This window comes from Ochrobactrum sp. SFR4, assembly GCF_019730395.1.
GTDB lineage: Bacteria > Pseudomonadota > Alphaproteobacteria > Rhizobiales > Rhizobiaceae > Pseudochrobactrum.
Window position 1 is genome coordinate 36,108 of sequence record NZ_JAAPBB010000016.1, and the last position, 15,613, is coordinate 51,720.

A 15,613-nucleotide genomic window follows, 5' to 3' on the forward strand; every position below is an offset into this window, starting at 1 on the left:
TTTCAATTTCCGAGCTTTTCGCTTAAGAAATCCAGAAAGACCCGCACCTTGGGTGCCAGATACCGGCGGGACGGATAAAAGGCGTAAATACCGGTTTCCATCTGCTGCCAGTCGTCCAGTGCTGTAACCAGCCTGCCTTCCGTAAGGTCATTTTGCACATAACTGAGCGGGATCAGGCTGAGGCCGAAACCGGCGCATAAAGCATCGCGTACAGCAAAACTGGATGAAACAATATAGCGTCCGGTCACCGGTATGCGCTCTGTCCGCTCTCCTTTACGGAATTCCCATTCATGGACATGTCCGGACAGGCTGTAGCGGATACAGTTGTGGCGGCGCAGATCCGCCGGCTCCTTAGGCTTACCGTGCTTTTCGAAATAGGAAGGCGCTGCGCAAATCACATGATGCAATGTGGATAGCCGCCGGCTTATGAGACTTGAATTTTTCAGACTGTCGCTGCCTTTGACGGCGATATCATAACCTTCCCTGACAATATCAATCTGGCGGTCATCGAGGTTGAGTTCCAGTGTGATATCGGGATAGCGTTCTAAAAATTCCGGTATGAACCGGGACAGGCTGACAATCGTCATGGTCAACGGTGCAGTCACGCGCAACAGTCCGGAAGGTTGATTATTATGCGGTGTCAGCGAGCGGTCAGCCTCTTCAAGCTGTTCGATGATCGGGGCAATCTGCTCATAATAGAGCGTGCCGGCTTCTGTCAGGCTCATGCGTCGCGTGGTGCGGTTGAACAGCCGGACTTTCAGATGGGCTTCAAGCTCACCGATGCTTTTTCCGACCGCTGCCGCAGTCAGCCCGCTTGCGCGTGCAGTTTCGGCAAAACTGCCCAGCTCAACTGTTTTGCGGAAGAGGCGTAATGCACTGAACTGATCCATATCCTGCCTGACTATGAAATGATTAAAAACTTTTCGTTGGTAATATATTCGAAAAACAAGAGATTATCATCTCTGAGAATTGTAATTATGGTGCACTGTACCGGCATATGAGAACTTACGGAGACTATATATGACATCGACACGCACGGATCTGCTGCTGACAGCATTGGCACCGGCGATCTGGGGCAGTACCTATATTGTCACCACGCAAATGCTGCCTGCCGGTTATCCTATGACAGTTGCGATGTTGCGTGCTCTGCCTGCAGGGCTCCTGCTCTTGTTGCTCGTCCGGCAATTGCCGCAGGGTATCTGGTGGCTGCGTGTGTTTATCCTTGGTGCGCTGAATTTTTCATTCTTCTGGGCAATGTTATTTGTCGCGGCCTATCGCTTGCCCGGTGGTGTTGCAGCCACAGTGGGGGCTGTGCAGCCACTGATTGTCGTGTTTCTGGCGCGAATGGTGCTAGGAACGAGATTGCGCATTGTTGCGGTTGCTGCTGCTCTGGCGGGGATTGTCGGTGTGGCATTGCTGGTGCTGAAGCCAGACAGTGCTCTGGATCAGACAGGGATCATTGCGGCGCTGGCCGGTGCATTTTCGATGGCTGCGGGTACTGTTCTGAGCCGCTACTGGCAGCCGCCGGTCTCTCCGCTCACCTTTACCGCATGGCAGCTGACGGCCGGTGGTTTGTTGCTGGTACCGGTGGCCTTGTCGCTGGAACCGGCTTTGCCGGTACTGACACTGACAAACTGGCTGGGGTTGATTTATCTCGGCCTGATCGGTGGCGCTGTCACCTATCTTCTGTGGTTCCGCGGATTGGCGCGGTTGGAATCGTCGGTTGCCGCATCACTTGGTTTTTTAAGCCCGCTGACAGCTGTGATCCTCGGCTGGGTATTGCTGAACCAGCAACTGAACTTGTTACAAATCACCGGTATGGCGATTGTGTTGTTCAGCGTCTGGCTCGGGCAGCGTGTACAGGTACGTAAAGTCTGACGCTTAGCGTTTCAGCCGTTTTTGCAGGCGGGATTTGATGTGGCGTAATGCTGAGCGCAGGCGGTCATAGCGGTTGAGCTGGCGGGCTATTTTATTAACGCTCTGCTGGCTTTGGGCGTTCAGGCCAAGAATAATTGTGCCGAAATTTTCACGTTCGTGAAACAGGCGCGACATAACCGGATGATCGGGAATGGCGCAGGAATCGGTGATGCGCAATGCCGGATTTTCCAGATGGTTTTTCAGTACTTCAATCATCAGCAGCACACCGGGGGAGTAGGCCTTCAGGTTTTCGTCATAGGCGGTTTTCCACGTCCATGCCTGATCCGCCTGCACAAAGACCACAAGGCTGGCAATGAGCTTGTCATCCAGTGTCAGGGTGTGAATGCGTACCAGATCATGCTCGGCCAAGGCGCTGACAGTTTCACGGGCAAAATCCGCATCTGTCTGTTTGCTTAGAAAAGCTGTGCCGCGTGTACCTTTCCAGCCTGCGGCTTCCAGTGTCAGAAAGTCATTGAATGCATCTTTGATCGCCGTTTTGTCCGCAATGATATCGTATACCAGACTGCCGGTCTCGGACAGTCTGCGCCACAGGCGGCGATATTCACGGCGATGATTTTTGCCGATTGCATTCGTCAGATAGGTTTCTGCATCATTGCCATTACACAAAACGGGACGCTCTTCCTGTCGCATGATATGCAATGGCAGATTTTTGCGCTGTGCTAAATCTTTGAGTGCTATTGCAAAAGCTGCTTCGAGATTGATATCCGGCAGAATGAGCGTATGCGGCAATCCGCGCTCCGGTTGCTGCAATATAGCCAGCGCTGTTTCCAGAGTTTGTGTCAGGGCACCCGGAGTGATTAACGGCGTGCCTTGCGTGGCATAGATATTGCTCCAGCTGCAAAGAGATTTCTTAAAACCAAGACCGGCGCGGGAAACCTGAAAGGGCATCAGAAATGCGGTTTCAGGATCATCGGTAAGGAGCAGTGCGCAATCGTCGGATGCGAAATGCGTAAATGCCGGGCGCAAAAAATCCGGATGATTGAATATATTAGCTTCTGCAGCAGGAGGGGTCTGCAAATTTTTCAGTTGCTCGAGAGCTTCAGCTTTCCGCAAGATTTGCATCATGTTTTAATCTCCGGCATGGCGGGCTGAAGGGGCAAACACAAACATTGTGATACCCAGACGTTTATAAACCACGAAGGAGAGGGTGGCTGCTTCTGTGGCCATTGCGCAGACCGTGGCAATGGCCGCGCCGCTCAAGCCCAGAAGCGGGATCAGGGTAATGTTCAGCGCGATATTGACGATCAGTGCCAATGCATAGAGCAGGGCGCAGATATTCTGATTACCGGACATGGAGAGCAGGCTTTCACAAGGACCGACACTGGCACGCGCAATCACCCCGAAAATCAGAATGAACAGCAGCGGATAGCCTTTGGTAAATTCGTGACCGAACAATGCCAATAAAGGCCAGCCAGCGGCCAGCAGCAGAATGCCGAGTACTAGAGACGGCCAGAATGTCCAGCGGGCGGAGTTACGGGCGAAATCGTTGAAGGCCAGTCTGTCACCACTATGCAGTAGCTGGGAATAGCGCTGCGCCACACTGGATTTGACGGCAAAATAGACGAAATGTGCCAGTGCCAGCACTTTGGTGACCGCAAAATACAGTGCAACACTATCCGGCTCCATCATGCGGCCAACCATCAGCACATCAATATTGATGAGCAGGAAGAAGAAGCCTTCAATGAGGAATATCGGCAGGGATACCCGTATCCATTCCCGTAAATGATAGGATCCTGCACCATTAGGCAGAACCGTTGCAATGCGTTTGCGCAAAAATACTTGCTGGCTGATAACGGTTAGCGCTGTTCCGGAAAAGGCTGCGATAAGTGCTGTGGTGGCCTGCGGCTGCCATCCTGCCAGAAGCAGCAAGATGAAGATCAGCAGCATCATCAGCGGGCGGAGAATATAGCCGGGGCTGAGTGCTGCCAGAATCCAGCCCTGTGAGCGTGCTGTGCCGTCATAAATATTGCCAAGCGCAATAGCCGGAATACAAAGAATGCCGATGATGAAAGCAGGCCAGTAATAGGGCGCAAATTGCGCGCTCAGACTATTGAGCAAGACAATCGAAATCAGGGTAATGATGCTTGCACTGATCAGTGCGAAAACGGGACCGGTGCGCAAAATACCGCGTGCATCATCTGTCTGATTTTTTTGCAGATATTGCGGAACATAGCGGATAATCGTGGTATGGAATCCGAAACAGGCGAGGTCACCGAGAATAAGTGTAACTGTCCAGACAAGGACATAAATACCGAATTCAAAACTGCCCATCAGACGGGCAAGCACAACCTGACTGAGCAGTGCCAGAGCCGCACCGGCAATACGAATTGCAAATGCAATCAGGGATGAGCGTTTGGCCTGAGCCTGTTCATCCTCACCGGAGAACAAACCGTCTGCCCGCAGCAAAAAAGGGCGCAATTGTTCTGCCCGTTTTACAGGCAGGAATCTTTCAGCCAGTGACGTGATCTGAAATTTTGCAGGCAAGTTCTACTCTTAATACTGATCTGATTATCACTGTTCTGGCACAGATAAGTTTATAAATCTGCCCCTATAGAGCGCAAAATAAAACACCGCCTGCGAAGACAGGCGGTGTGCATTATCAGTTTATAGTTCTTACGCATTATCCTTCGCATCCCAGCGGGAAAAGAAATCAGTCCAGCGAACTGATTTCCCCGCGACGGCGCTTCACGTTTTTGCCGGAAATGCTTTATCGTTTAAACAAAAGCGCCGTGGCAATGTTTGAATTTCTTGCCGGAGCCGCAAGGGCAGGCTTCGTTACGGGAAACACGACCCCATGTCGAAGGATCAGCCGGATCACGGTCTGCCGGATCAACAAAACGGTCGCTGTCTGCCAGACGCGGGCCTTCAGAACCTTCGCCGAAATCATCTTCACCGGTGGTGCCGTCAATATGGTGACCGTGCATTTCCGGCAGTTCCGGTTGCGGTTCTTCACGCATGATTTCCACACGCATCAGCTGTGATGTCACAACTTCGCGCAGGTTCGACAGCATGGCCTGAAACAGTTCAAAACCTTCGGTCTTATATTCGTTCAGCGGATCGCGCTGGGCATAGCCGCGGAAGCCGACAACGGAGCGCAGATGGTCAAGATTGACCAGATGTTCACGCCACAGATTGTCGAGCGATTGCAGAATAACAGACTTCTGCACATAGGCCATGATCTGCGGGCCGAAGCGCTCTGCACGGTCAGCAGCGGCTTTGTCAGCAGCTTCCTTGATGCGCTCTTCGATCTGCTCTTCGGCAATGCCTTCTTCGGCAGCCCAGACGTCGATCGGCAGGTCAAGATTGAGGACTTTGATGACCTCTTCTTTGAGCTCCGGAACTTTCCACTGTTCAGCATAGGCGTTTTCAGGAACATGGGCACGCACCATATCCTCGATCACTTCATGGCGCATTTCATCGACCGTTTCGGTCAGATCTTCTGCATCCATCATTTCCAGACGCTGTTCGAAGATCACCTTACGCTGATCGTTCATCACATCATCATATTTGAGCAGGTTTTTACGGATTTCAAAGTTGCGGGCTTCGACCTTTTTCTGAGCCTTTTCCAGCGCTTTGTTGATCCACGGATGCACAATGGCTTCGTCTTCTTTGAGACCGAGCTTCTGCAGCATGCTGTCCATACGATCAGAGCCGAAAATGCGCATCAGATCATCCTGCAGGGACAGGAAGAATTTCGACTTGCCCGGATCACCCTGACGACCGGAACGGCCACGCAGCTGGTTATCGATACGACGGCTTTCGTGACGCTCTGTCGCCAGAACATAAAGACCACCGGCAGCCAGTGCCTGTTCTTTCTTCCGGGCGATATCCGCTTTGATTTCCTGAATTTTGGCATCGCGCTCAGGACCGGCAGGCACATCTGCCAGCTCCACCTTGGTACGCATTTCCAGATTGCCGCCGAGCTGAATATCGGTACCGCGACCGGCCATATTGGTCGCAATGGTAATTGCGCCCGGAACACCGGCCTGTGCAACAATATAGGCTTCCTGCTCGTGATAACGGGCATTCAGAACCTGAATATTTGTCACGCCGTCTTTTTTGAGACGCTCAGCCAGAAGTTCGGATTTTTCGATGGAAGTTGTACCCACCAGAACCGGCTGGCCCTTTTCGTGTGATTCACGAATATCGCGGATGATCGCTTTGTATTTTTCATCAACTGTGCGGTAAACTTCATCATCAGCATCAATACGGGCAACCGGCAGATTGGTCGGGATGATTGCAACATCAAGGCCGTAAATATTGCCGAATTCTTCCGCTTCCGTTGCTGCTGTACCGGTCATGCCGGCCAGTTTTTTATACATACGGAAATAATTCTGGAAGGTGATCGAAGCCAGTGTCTGGTTTTCCGGCTGGATTGTTACTTTTTCTTTGGCTTCCAGCGCTTGATGCAGGCCTTCGGAATAACGGCGACCCGGCATCATACGGCCGGTAAATTCGTCGATGATAACCAGTTCATCATTGCGGACGATATAGTCTTTGTCGAGCTGGAACAGCTTATGCGCGCGCAATGCGTTGTTGAGGTGGTGAACAACCGCCACATTCTCGATGTCGTAAAGGCTTTCACCTTTCAGATGGCCTGCGGCTTCGAGCAGTCTTTCGATCTTTTCTGTGCCGACTTCAGTGAAGATCGCGGTTTTCTGCTTTTCGTCAACTTCGTAATCTTCCGCTTCAAGTTGCGGAATGAAAGTGTCGATCAGCGAATAGAAGTCCGAGCGGTCTTCCAACGGGCCTGAAATAATCAGCGGTGTACGGGCTTCGTCGATCAGGATCGAATCAACTTCGTCGACGATGGCGTAGTTATGTTCGCGCTGCACCATCTGGGCGCGTTCATATTTCATATTGTCACGCAGATAATCGAAGCCGAGTTCGTTATTGGTTGCGTAGGTAATATCGCAGGCATAGGCTTCACGGCGCTGATCGTCATCAAGGCCATGGGCAATCACACCGACAGTCAGACCAAGGAAGTTGTAAAGCACGCCCATGGTCTGCGCATCGCGGGTGGCGAGATAGTCGTTGACTGTCACGACATGCACGCCTTTGCCTTCAAGCGCATTGAGGTAAACCGGCAGGGTTGCCATCAGGGTTTTACCTTCACCGGTGCGCATTTCCGCGATGGAGCGGTCATGCAGCACCATGCCGCCGATCAGCTGTACATCAAACGGGCGCATACCAAGTGTACGTTTTGCCGCTTCACGCACAGTGGCGAAAGCATGAGGCAGAATGTCATCCAGTGTTTTGCCGCTGCTAAGCTGGGCACGGAATTCATCGGTCTTAGCCTGAAGCTCAGCATCGCTTAAGCCTTCATATTGTTTCTCAAGCGCAGTAATTTCTGTTGCGCGAGGACGAAGGCCTTTGATGCGACGCTCATTGGATGAGCCGAAAATCATACGGGCGAGACCGCCAAAGCTGACCATCGCTGGTCCTTTCTTAAATCTTCAGCCAAGTGTGTCGCCGCCTGAGCGGCGCTCTGTCATCGGCTTTATTTGTTTATGCGAGACTTATGGCAAGAAAACACGCTGTCGAAAAGACATTTCGCGCAATTTCTCTCTGGCAGCTCTCTGGACGCAAAGCCGATGGACAGATAAGAGGGGAGTGCGGCGATGTCAATGATTTGACAACAGTCATAATCCTGAGCAATGCGATTATATGCGCATAACAAAAGGGACTATTACTGCTAAAATATATATATTGTGCAGAAAATTGCCATATCGCCTAAAAACTATTCTGCTTTACCCGATATGAGAGCGAAGCAGCAAAATTCTGCCTTATTCTTGGGACGGTACTTCGTCCCCGAAGGAGAAATCACTGATGACCCGTACCCGTAAAGTCCTGATTCAACTGGCAGCCGGTCTGCTTTTGACCACTGCTACAGGCTCTGCCTATGCACAGGATGCCGCTGCAAAAACCGAAACTGCAGCAAAACCGGCTGAAAAAGCCGATCCGAACAAAGTGCTTGCCACTGTTAACGGCGTTAAGCTGACACAGGGCGAAGTTGATCAGGCTTCGAGCGATCTGGATCCGCAGTTCTCCCGTCTGCCGGACGATCAGCGTCGTCTCGCTGCATTGGCGGCACTCGTTGATATTAAGGTACTGGCTGCTGCTGCGAAAACTGAAAAACTTGACGACAGTGCTGATTTCAAACAGCGCATCGAGTTTCTGAAAGACCGCGCGCTGCATAATGAATATTTCCAGACTGCAATCGTAGACAAGATCAGCGATGCAGATGTGCGCGCCCGTTATGACAAGGAAATCGCGGCAATGCCTGCGAAGAACGAAGTCCGTGCGCGCCATATTCTCGTAAAAACTGAAGACGAAGCCAAAGCGATCATCAAGAAGCTTGAAGGCGGCGCTAAGTTTGAAGATCTGGCAAAAGAAAGCTCAACGGACGGTTCTGCCGCACAGGGCGGTGATCTGGGCTATTTCGGCGAAGGCATGATGGTGCCTGAGTTTGAAAAAGCTGCCTTTGCACTGGAAGTCGGCAGTTACACCAAAGAGCCTGTGAAGTCGCAGTTCGGCTATCACATCATCAAGCTGGAAGATAAGCGCCAGCAGCAGCCACCTGCATTTGATGAAGTGAAGGATCAGGTTCGTTCGATCGTCATTCGTGAAAAATATATCGAAATGGTCAAGAAGCTGCGTGACGGTTCGAAAATCACCTATGAAGACGAAGCTGTTGCCAAAGCGATGAAAGAAGCGGCTGACGCCCAGGATGCAGCCGCAAAAACCGCTCAATAAAATTTACATTTTGCTTTGATGCGATTACCAATCTGGCAAGTTGAAAGCAAATTTTGATAAAAATGATCACCTGCCCTGATTATTTCGGGCAGGTGATTGCATTTTATGCCTATCCGTCATTTATTGGCCTCAACCTGAGGTAAAATGGCGGGTGATTTGATGTGCTGACAGCATCTGAATGGCACATAAGATACGAGCTGTTTTGTTTCCGGTTAAAATTCATTGGTATTTAGCCGCATGACCCTGACGCAAAGCTATTTTCAGGTTTTGCCGGTAATGCTCTTATTCTTGAGGCACGCATGTCTTCTTCTGTTTCTCCGCTTGCACCAAAACATTATCCTGCCATGCCGGTGATTACCGGTGTGCGAATGGCAACAGCCGAAGCGGGGATTAAATATAAAAACCGAACAGACGTGCTGATGATGGTTTTTGATAAACCTGCTTCTGTTGCCGGTGTTTTCACCCGCTCCAAATGCCCGTCTGCGCCGGTGGATTTTTGCCGCGAGAGCCTGAAACACGGTACTGCCAAAGCTGTGATTGTAAATTCCGGCAATGCCAATGCTTTTACCGGTAAAAAAGGTCGTGAAACGACGACAGCCACAGCCAAGGCCGCTTGTGAAGCGCTGGGTTGTGAAGCGCATGAAATCTTTCTCGCTTCAACCGGTGTGATCGGTGAGCCGCTGGATGCCGGTAAATTTGCGCATCTGTTTGGCGATATGAATGTGCGCGCCGATAATAATGGCTGGCTGGAAGCTGCCAAAGCGATCATGACCACAGATACCTATCCGAAAGTGGCAACGGAAACTGTGTTGCTTGGCGGCGTGCCGGTGACGATTAACGGTATTGCCAAAGGTGCAGGAATGATTGCACCGGATATGGCGACCATGTTGTCTTTTGTGGTGACGGATGCGCCGATTGCCTCTGACGTCTTGCAGGGACTGTTGTCCAAAGCGGTGGATTCCAGCTTCAATGCGGTGACTGTGGACAGCGATACTTCTACTTCTGACACGCTGATGCTGTTTGCAACCGGTACAGCCGCTGAGCGCGGTGCGGTTGCTGTAACATCATCCGATAATGATCGTCTGGCAGAATTTGACCGTGCTTTGCGTAAGATTCTAAAAAATCTGGCTTTGCAGGTTGTGCGCGATGGTGAAGGTGCGCGCAAAATGCTGGAAATCACTGTGAAAGGTGCGGTGTCTGATGTCTCTGCCAAGCGCATTGGTCTGTCGATTGCCAATTCACCACTGGTGAAGACAGCAGCTGCCGGTGAAGATGCCAATTGGGGGCGCGTGGTGATGGCTGTTGGTAAGGCGGGTGAACCGGCTGACCGTGATCGTCTGGCCATCAGCTTTGGTAATATTCGTGTGGCGGTCGATGGTGAACGCGATCCTGATTATTCGGAAGCTGCGGCTTCTGCCTATATGAAGGGTGAGGATATTCTCATCACGGTTGAGCTTGGTATGGGCGAGGGCACAGCCACGGTCTGGACTTGCGATCTGACCAAGGAATATGTGGCCATTAACGGTGATTACCGGTCGTGATATCTGAAATTCGTCAGTTTGAAGAGCTTGGTTTCCATGCATGGCCTGCGGCACAGGTCACGCATTTGGGGGATTGGGCTGTTCAACTAACCCCCTATTATCCGTCGAAACGCGGTAACTCCGTCAATCTGCTTAATCCGTCCGATGATACGGATCTGGCGCAGCGGGTCGAGGCCTGTGAAGCGCTGTTTACCGCGCAGGGCAAACAGCCGGTTTTCCGGCTGACGCCGCTGGCACCACCTTCGTTGGCAGATTATCTGACTGCGCGCGGCTATACGGCCACGGGCGGATCATCGGTTATGGCCTGTGATCTGCGTGATAACGCAGCGTTGAAAACGCCGCAGCCGCGCTTGCCGCTGCGGCTTGTGCAGTTTCGTGACGGGCAGGAGATCGGCTATAGCCGGATATCCGGTGCGTTTCACGATCGCCCTGAGCCGCAAGTCGAAGGATTGGCGGAAGTTCTGCGTTCAATCAAACCGCAGAAATATGTCATCGCCGGTTTTGCCGGTACCGAGCCTGCAGCAACTTTGCTCTGTGTGAGTGAGAACGGCTATACCGGTCTGCTGGATTTGTGTATTGGTGAGGCGTTCAGGCGGCGTGGTTTTGCAAAAGCACTGGTTCTGAATGAGATGGCGCAGGCCTTATCCCGCGGCGATCATTGTTTCTGGTTGCAGGTGGAAAGCGCGAATGCAGCAGCACGTGCTTTGTATCAGGGTTTAGGCTTCACCACTGTCTATGATTATATTTATTATTGCAGATAGGTAGTATTTGATGACTGAGGGCAAAAAGATTGTGCTGGTGGCAGCCTGTGCGCTGATTGATACGGATGGCCGTATTTTGCTGGCACAACGCCCTGAGGGCAAAAATCTGGCCGGCCTTTGGGAGTTTCCGGGTGGTAAGGTTGAGAGCGGTGAGACGCCGGAAGATGCGCTGATCCGTGAATTGCAGGAAGAACTGGGTATCACCACCAAACATGCCTGCCTCGCACCGCTGACTTTTGCCAGTTATACATATGATAAATTTCATCTGCTGATGCCGCTTTATATCTGCCGGCGTTATGAGGGTATCGCCCGTTCGATGGAAGGACAGGCGCTGAAATGGGTCAAACCTAAAGACCTGCGCTCCTATCCGATGCCGCCTGCCGATGAGCCGCTGATCCCTTTCCTGATGGATCTCCTGTAATCTTCCCGCACATCCTTGATAATTGCCGGCTATTTTTAATCGTAAGATAGGTTTTTACGATTTTGTTAAGGGATGATTCACTGACATGCCGCATGGTGGGATCATCGCGCCGGAGTATGACGATGAACAGCAATCGCAGTCAGTATCAGTCAGAATTTCTGACAGACTTTTTTAAAGATGATGAAGAGACAAAATCAGGTTTTATGCCTGTTGCCCAGAGTGGATTTGTCCGCTGCATTTTGCTGTTCGGATCTGCAATTCTCGCATTGACGCTGGTCATCGTGCCGGTACTGAGCCAGAAAGCTAATAAGCAAACCGCACAATCGCTGTTTCCTGCCGGTGTGGATATGATGTCCACCGGTTCTATTCAGCGCGGCAATACTGACAAAGCCTATATTGAGCGCAAAAGCCTGCTGCAATCCTCACCGGAAGCAGTTTGCGTGATTGCCCGTGACGGCTCCCAGCAGGGCGACTGCTGATCTTTCTTGTTATTTTTTAGGTTCTTTTTCCGTAGCGAGCAGGGCTTCAGCCAGTGAAGCCTTGGCCGAACCCGGTTTCAACGGCTGTTGTTGTGAGGCATGGGGTGCCCAGCCGGACATCCAGATGAATGAGAACGTCGCACGGATGCGTCCGTCGGGATCGCTGAAACGCTCGGCATAAATCTCCGCAGCCCGCATGAACAGACGACGGCTAACCGGTTTGCGCGAACGGCCGGTGAGAATATTGGCCATGCCCATGGCGCGGATATCGGCCATCAGCGCAAACATATTGTCATAGCGCACTGTGACAGTCTCAATATCCGTTACCGGCAGTGCAAAACCGGCACGCTGCAACAGGGCACCGCCATCACGTACATCGGCAAAAGGTGCGACACGCGGGCTGACGCCGCCGGTCAGTTCAGACTCGGCCTGCAATAGTGATTCACGAAGCTCCCCGAGTGTGCCTGCCCCTGCCATGCAACCGAGAAACAATCCGTCAGGCTTCAGCGCTTGTTTGATCTGCATCATCAGTCCCGGGGTGTCATTGGTAAATTGCAATGACAGCAGTGAGATAATCAGATCTTCGCTGTGTGGCTCAAGTGGCAGATATTCCGTGCTGTCTTTTGACTGATAGTCAATGCTTTCAATCATTTCTGCCTTACCGGACTGTTGCAACGATAAAGCAGCAGACGATGTATAAGGATTGACAATAACGGCACGGGAAAACTGACGCTCAACGGTTGAAAGGCGGTCTTCCAAATCCTGCACCGTGCGTTCCAGCAAAAAATCCGCACCACTTACATTGCGCTGCATCGCCCGTTTCAGGCGTTGTTGCAGCAATGCGCTGTCAAAAATGGTGTTTGGTGTGGTTTCTGTTGCTGGCATTTTTCGTATCCCGATATCAGGCACCGTTCACTGGGCAGCGCATTTCCAATTTATCTTGAAAAGTGGGAAATGCTCTATCTCTTAGTTTTTACGCGCATCTTTTCCGAAAACCGGCTCCCACTTTTCGGGATGCGCTCCAGAGATTTCTCTGGACTGGAGTATTGCATCTGGCATGGTGATGTAAATGCGTTCAATCGGGGGCGAATGCAATGGGGGAATTACCGCTTTCTCATGAAACTGTTGTGAGACGGGGGAGGTGGACACGCTTTTGGGATTATGCAGGCGCTGGTTTGAAAGCTCTGCCGGACAGGATTTTTCCGGCACTTTGTGAGGGGTGTGACAGCGCTGTTTCACAGGCAGGCACTTTATGCGGAGCATGCTGGAGTGAGATGCGTTTTCTGGAAGCGCCGTTGTGTCCGGTGATGGGCACGCCCTTTACTCATGATTTTGGCGCACATTTTCTCTCTGCCGAGGCGATTGCCGATCCGCCGCCTTTCCGGCACTTGCGCTCTGTTGCCTGTCACGAGGGGGCAGCCCGTCATGCCGGTATTTCGCTGAAATATTATGACCGGCTTGATCTCGCCCCATGGATGGCACGCTGGATGCAGCGGGCGGGGCATGAATTGCTTGAGGGATGTGATGTGATTATTCCGGTGCCGCTGCATCGCAAACGTTTGTGGAAGCGTCGTTATAATCAGGCTGCAGAGCTGGCGCGGGTTTTGGCGAATCTCAGCGGCAAGACCTATGATCCGTCTGCATTGCAGCGCATTAAGGATACACGTCAGCAGGCAGAGCTTAGTCAATCTGAGCGATTGCGTAATGTGGCAGGAGCTTTTCATGTGCCGGAGGCAGGGCGAAGCAGGGTGCAGGGATATACTGTGCTGCTGGTTGATGATGTTTATACCACCGGTGCGACAGTCAAGGCGGCCTGCCGTGCTTTGCTGAAAGCAGGAGTGGCAGAGGTGGATGTGCTGACTTTTGGACGTGTGCTGCCTGACGGGATGAGATAATTATGCTCTTAAAGCATGTCGCGGAAAAGCGGGAACCGGTTTTCCGGAAACGGCATGCGTAAAAATAAGAAGACAGAGCGAGCGTAGTGAATACGATTAACCGTGACAAGTTCTGCATGACAATAAACTGGCAGCAAATGCTTGGATGATTGTGCAGGCATGGTTATATAGAGCTGAAACTCTGGAGACTTTTGAAATGAATGTTGAAATTTATACCCGTGACGGCTGTGGTTACTGTGCACGCGCAAAACAATTGCTGAATGAACGCGCGCCTGGCTATACGGAATTTAATGCGAGTGTTGATCCGAAATATCGCGAAGAAATGATGACCCGTTCCGGCGGTACAACATTTCCGCAGATTTTTATCGGTGATGTACATGTCGGCGGTTGTGACGATCTTCATGCGCTGGATCGTGCAGGCAAGCTGGTTACTCTGCTGGAAACCGGTAAAGCAGACTGATCTATAAGACATAAAGGGGAGAATAATGTCGATGGTTAAAGTTGCAGCAGTGCAGATGCGCTCAGACGGCGATATGTCCGCCAATATTGAAGCCCTCAGCCGTATGGTCGGAGAGGCTGCCGCCCAAGGTGCGCAATATGTGCAGACGCCTGAAAACACCGGCATTATTCAGAATGACCGTGCGCTTTACCGTGCCAGCCTTCATGCGGAGCAGGATGATCCTGTAGTGCGTGAGGCTTCGGTTCTGGCAAAGCGGCACGGCATTTATCTCCATATCGGTTCCACACCGATTAAACTTGAAAGCGGACTGATCGCTAACCGCGCTTTTGTGTTTGCGCCTGATGGTTCCAAAATCACCACTTATGACAAGATCCATATGTTTGATGTGGATCTGGATAATGGTGAGAGCTGGCGTGAATCCGATACGATTTCGGCTGGGGACCGCGCAGTGATCGCAGAATTGCCATTTATGAAACTCGGGTTGGCAATCTGCTACGATATCCGCTTCCCGCAGCTGTTTCAGGCGCAGGCTAATGCCGGTGCCAATGTGATCTCCGCGCCTGCTGCTTTTACCCAACAGACCGGTGAGGCACATTGGCATATCTTGCAGCGGGCGCGTGCCATTGAAAATGGTGCCTTCCTGATTTCTGCTGCGCAGGGCGGCCTGCATAACGGCAATCGTCAGACCTATGGTCACACAATTATTGTTTCACCATGGGGTAAGGTTCTGGCAGAGGCCGATCATGACAATCCGGCAGTGATCTATGCGGACATTGATGTGGCGGACAGTGCTGCTGCCCGCAATAAAATCCCGAACTTAAAGAATGCGCGGGAATTCAAACTTGAGACCATTATCGCAGAAGGTGAAACGATCAAGGTATGATGCGGTTTTCTCTGCACTGTGACCAGTCCCATGAATTTGAGGGCTGGTTTCGTAATAATGAGGATTTCGACAGCCAGACCGCACGCGGTCTGGTGCAATGCCCTGTTTGTCACTCACCTAATGTGAGTAAGGCGCTGATGGCACCGTCCGTCACCACTGGTCGCACCAAAGAGAAAATTGCTGCGACAATGGGTGAAGCCCAGCGTAAATTGCTGGATGAGATGCGTGAAATCAGCCGTAAGGTGAAAGAGAATGCCGATTATGTCGGCGACCGTTTTGCCGAGGAAGCGCGTAAAATTCACCATGGTGAAACCGAAGAGCGCGGTATTTACGGTGAGGCAACGAAGGAAGAGATCACATCACTTGTTGAGGATGGTGTAGAAATTCTGCCGTTACCGGTACTTCCTGAGGATTATAATTGAACCATGCCGGTTCAATGGCTGAGGACTATAATTAATCCTCTCACCTCAAAATTGAGG

15 protein-coding genes are annotated in these 15,613 nt (G+C 51.6%); 10 read left to right on the top strand and 5 right to left on the bottom strand.

Annotated elements, in window-relative coordinates:
* Window positions 1-2: 2 nt before the first annotated feature.
* Entirely contained in the window at window positions 3-890 is an 888-nt protein-coding gene (locus tag HBA93_RS15500; RefSeq protein WP_221723838.1) for a LysR family transcriptional regulator, read from the bottom strand.
* Between the two features lie 130 nt (window positions 891-1,020).
* Here HBA93_RS15500 and HBA93_RS15505 point away from each other — a divergent pair, with 130 nt between their 5' ends.
* The gene (locus HBA93_RS15505) at window positions 1,021-1,878 is read left to right on the top strand and encodes an EamA family transporter (RefSeq protein ID WP_221723839.1); all 858 of its coding nucleotides are present in this window, start codon (window positions 1,021-1,023) and stop codon (window positions 1,876-1,878) included.
* 3 nt (window positions 1,879-1,881) lie between these two features.
* Here HBA93_RS15505 and HBA93_RS15510 read toward each other — a convergent pair whose 3' ends face one another.
* The 3 genes from HBA93_RS15510 to secA form a co-directional block, all read right to left on the bottom strand.
* Complete coding sequence (locus tag HBA93_RS15510; RefSeq protein WP_221723840.1) at window positions 1,882-3,003, bottom strand: GNAT family N-acetyltransferase; 1,122 nt, start codon at window positions 3,001-3,003, stop codon at window positions 1,882-1,884.
* 3 nt (window positions 3,004-3,006) lie between these two features.
* A complete protein-coding gene (locus HBA93_RS15515; RefSeq protein ID WP_286201972.1) occupies window positions 3,007-4,422 on the bottom strand; it encodes a lipopolysaccharide biosynthesis protein in 1,416 nt (471 codons plus the stop codon).
* Window positions 4,423-4,652: 230 nt separating this feature from the next.
* Window positions 4,653-7,373, bottom strand: coding sequence for a preprotein translocase subunit SecA (gene secA / locus HBA93_RS15520; RefSeq protein WP_221723841.1), 2,721 nt, complete (start codon window positions 7,371-7,373; stop codon window positions 4,653-4,655).
* 394 nt (window positions 7,374-7,767) lie between these two features.
* Here secA and HBA93_RS15525 point away from each other — a divergent pair, with 394 nt between their 5' ends.
* From HBA93_RS15525 to HBA93_RS15545, 5 genes are all read left to right on the top strand, one after another.
* Window positions 7,768-8,694, top strand: coding sequence for a peptidylprolyl isomerase (locus tag HBA93_RS15525; protein WP_121994045.1), 927 nt, complete (start codon window positions 7,768-7,770; stop codon window positions 8,692-8,694).
* 299 nt (window positions 8,695-8,993) lie between these two features.
* On the top strand, window positions 8,994-10,235 hold the full coding sequence (gene argJ / locus HBA93_RS15530; protein ID WP_221723842.1) for a bifunctional glutamate N-acetyltransferase/amino-acid acetyltransferase ArgJ: 1,242 nt from the start codon (window positions 8,994-8,996) through the stop codon (window positions 10,233-10,235).
* Window positions 10,232-10,996 (top strand): GNAT family N-acetyltransferase, encoded by a 765-nt coding sequence (locus HBA93_RS24555; protein WP_221723843.1) that lies wholly within the window; start codon window positions 10,232-10,234, stop codon window positions 10,994-10,996. The genes argJ and HBA93_RS24555 overlap by 4 nt, the downstream gene beginning before the upstream one ends.
* A gap of 10 nt (window positions 10,997-11,006) precedes the next feature.
* The gene (gene mutT, locus HBA93_RS15540; RefSeq protein ID WP_121994042.1) at window positions 11,007-11,417 is read left to right on the top strand and encodes an 8-oxo-dGTP diphosphatase MutT; all 411 of its coding nucleotides are present in this window, start codon (window positions 11,007-11,009) and stop codon (window positions 11,415-11,417) included.
* A gap of 122 nt (window positions 11,418-11,539) precedes the next feature.
* Window positions 11,540-11,896, top strand: coding sequence for a hypothetical protein (locus HBA93_RS15545; RefSeq protein ID WP_286201973.1), 357 nt, complete (start codon window positions 11,540-11,542; stop codon window positions 11,894-11,896).
* A 9-nt stretch (window positions 11,897-11,905) separates the two neighbouring features.
* Here HBA93_RS15545 and HBA93_RS15550 read toward each other — a convergent pair whose 3' ends face one another.
* Window positions 11,906-12,781, bottom strand: a complete 876-nt coding sequence (locus HBA93_RS15550) for a methyltransferase domain-containing protein (RefSeq protein ID WP_221723844.1) — start codon at window positions 12,779-12,781, stop codon at window positions 11,906-11,908.
* Window positions 12,782-12,990: 209 nt separating this feature from the next.
* On the opposite strand from HBA93_RS15550, the gene HBA93_RS15555 reads away from it, so the two are divergent.
* The 4 genes from HBA93_RS15555 (at window position 12,991) to HBA93_RS15570 (ending at window position 15,556) form a co-directional block, all read left to right on the top strand.
* Window positions 12,991-13,791: a ComF family protein gene (locus tag HBA93_RS15555; protein ID WP_221723845.1), complete on the top strand. Its 801-nt coding sequence runs from the start codon at window positions 12,991-12,993 to the stop codon at window positions 13,789-13,791.
* Between the two features lie 196 nt (window positions 13,792-13,987).
* Window positions 13,988-14,251 (top strand): glutaredoxin 3, encoded by a 264-nt coding sequence (gene grxC / locus HBA93_RS15560; RefSeq protein WP_033316077.1) that lies wholly within the window; start codon window positions 13,988-13,990, stop codon window positions 14,249-14,251.
* Window positions 14,252-14,276: 25 nt separating this feature from the next.
* On the top strand, window positions 14,277-15,134 hold the full coding sequence (locus HBA93_RS15565) for a carbon-nitrogen hydrolase family protein (protein ID WP_221723846.1): 858 nt from the start codon (window positions 14,277-14,279) through the stop codon (window positions 15,132-15,134).
* A complete protein-coding gene (locus HBA93_RS15570; protein WP_121994036.1) occupies window positions 15,131-15,556 on the top strand; it encodes a DUF1178 family protein in 426 nt (141 codons plus the stop codon). The genes HBA93_RS15565 and HBA93_RS15570 overlap by 4 nt, the downstream gene beginning before the upstream one ends.
* Window positions 15,557-15,613 lie beyond the last annotated feature (57 nt).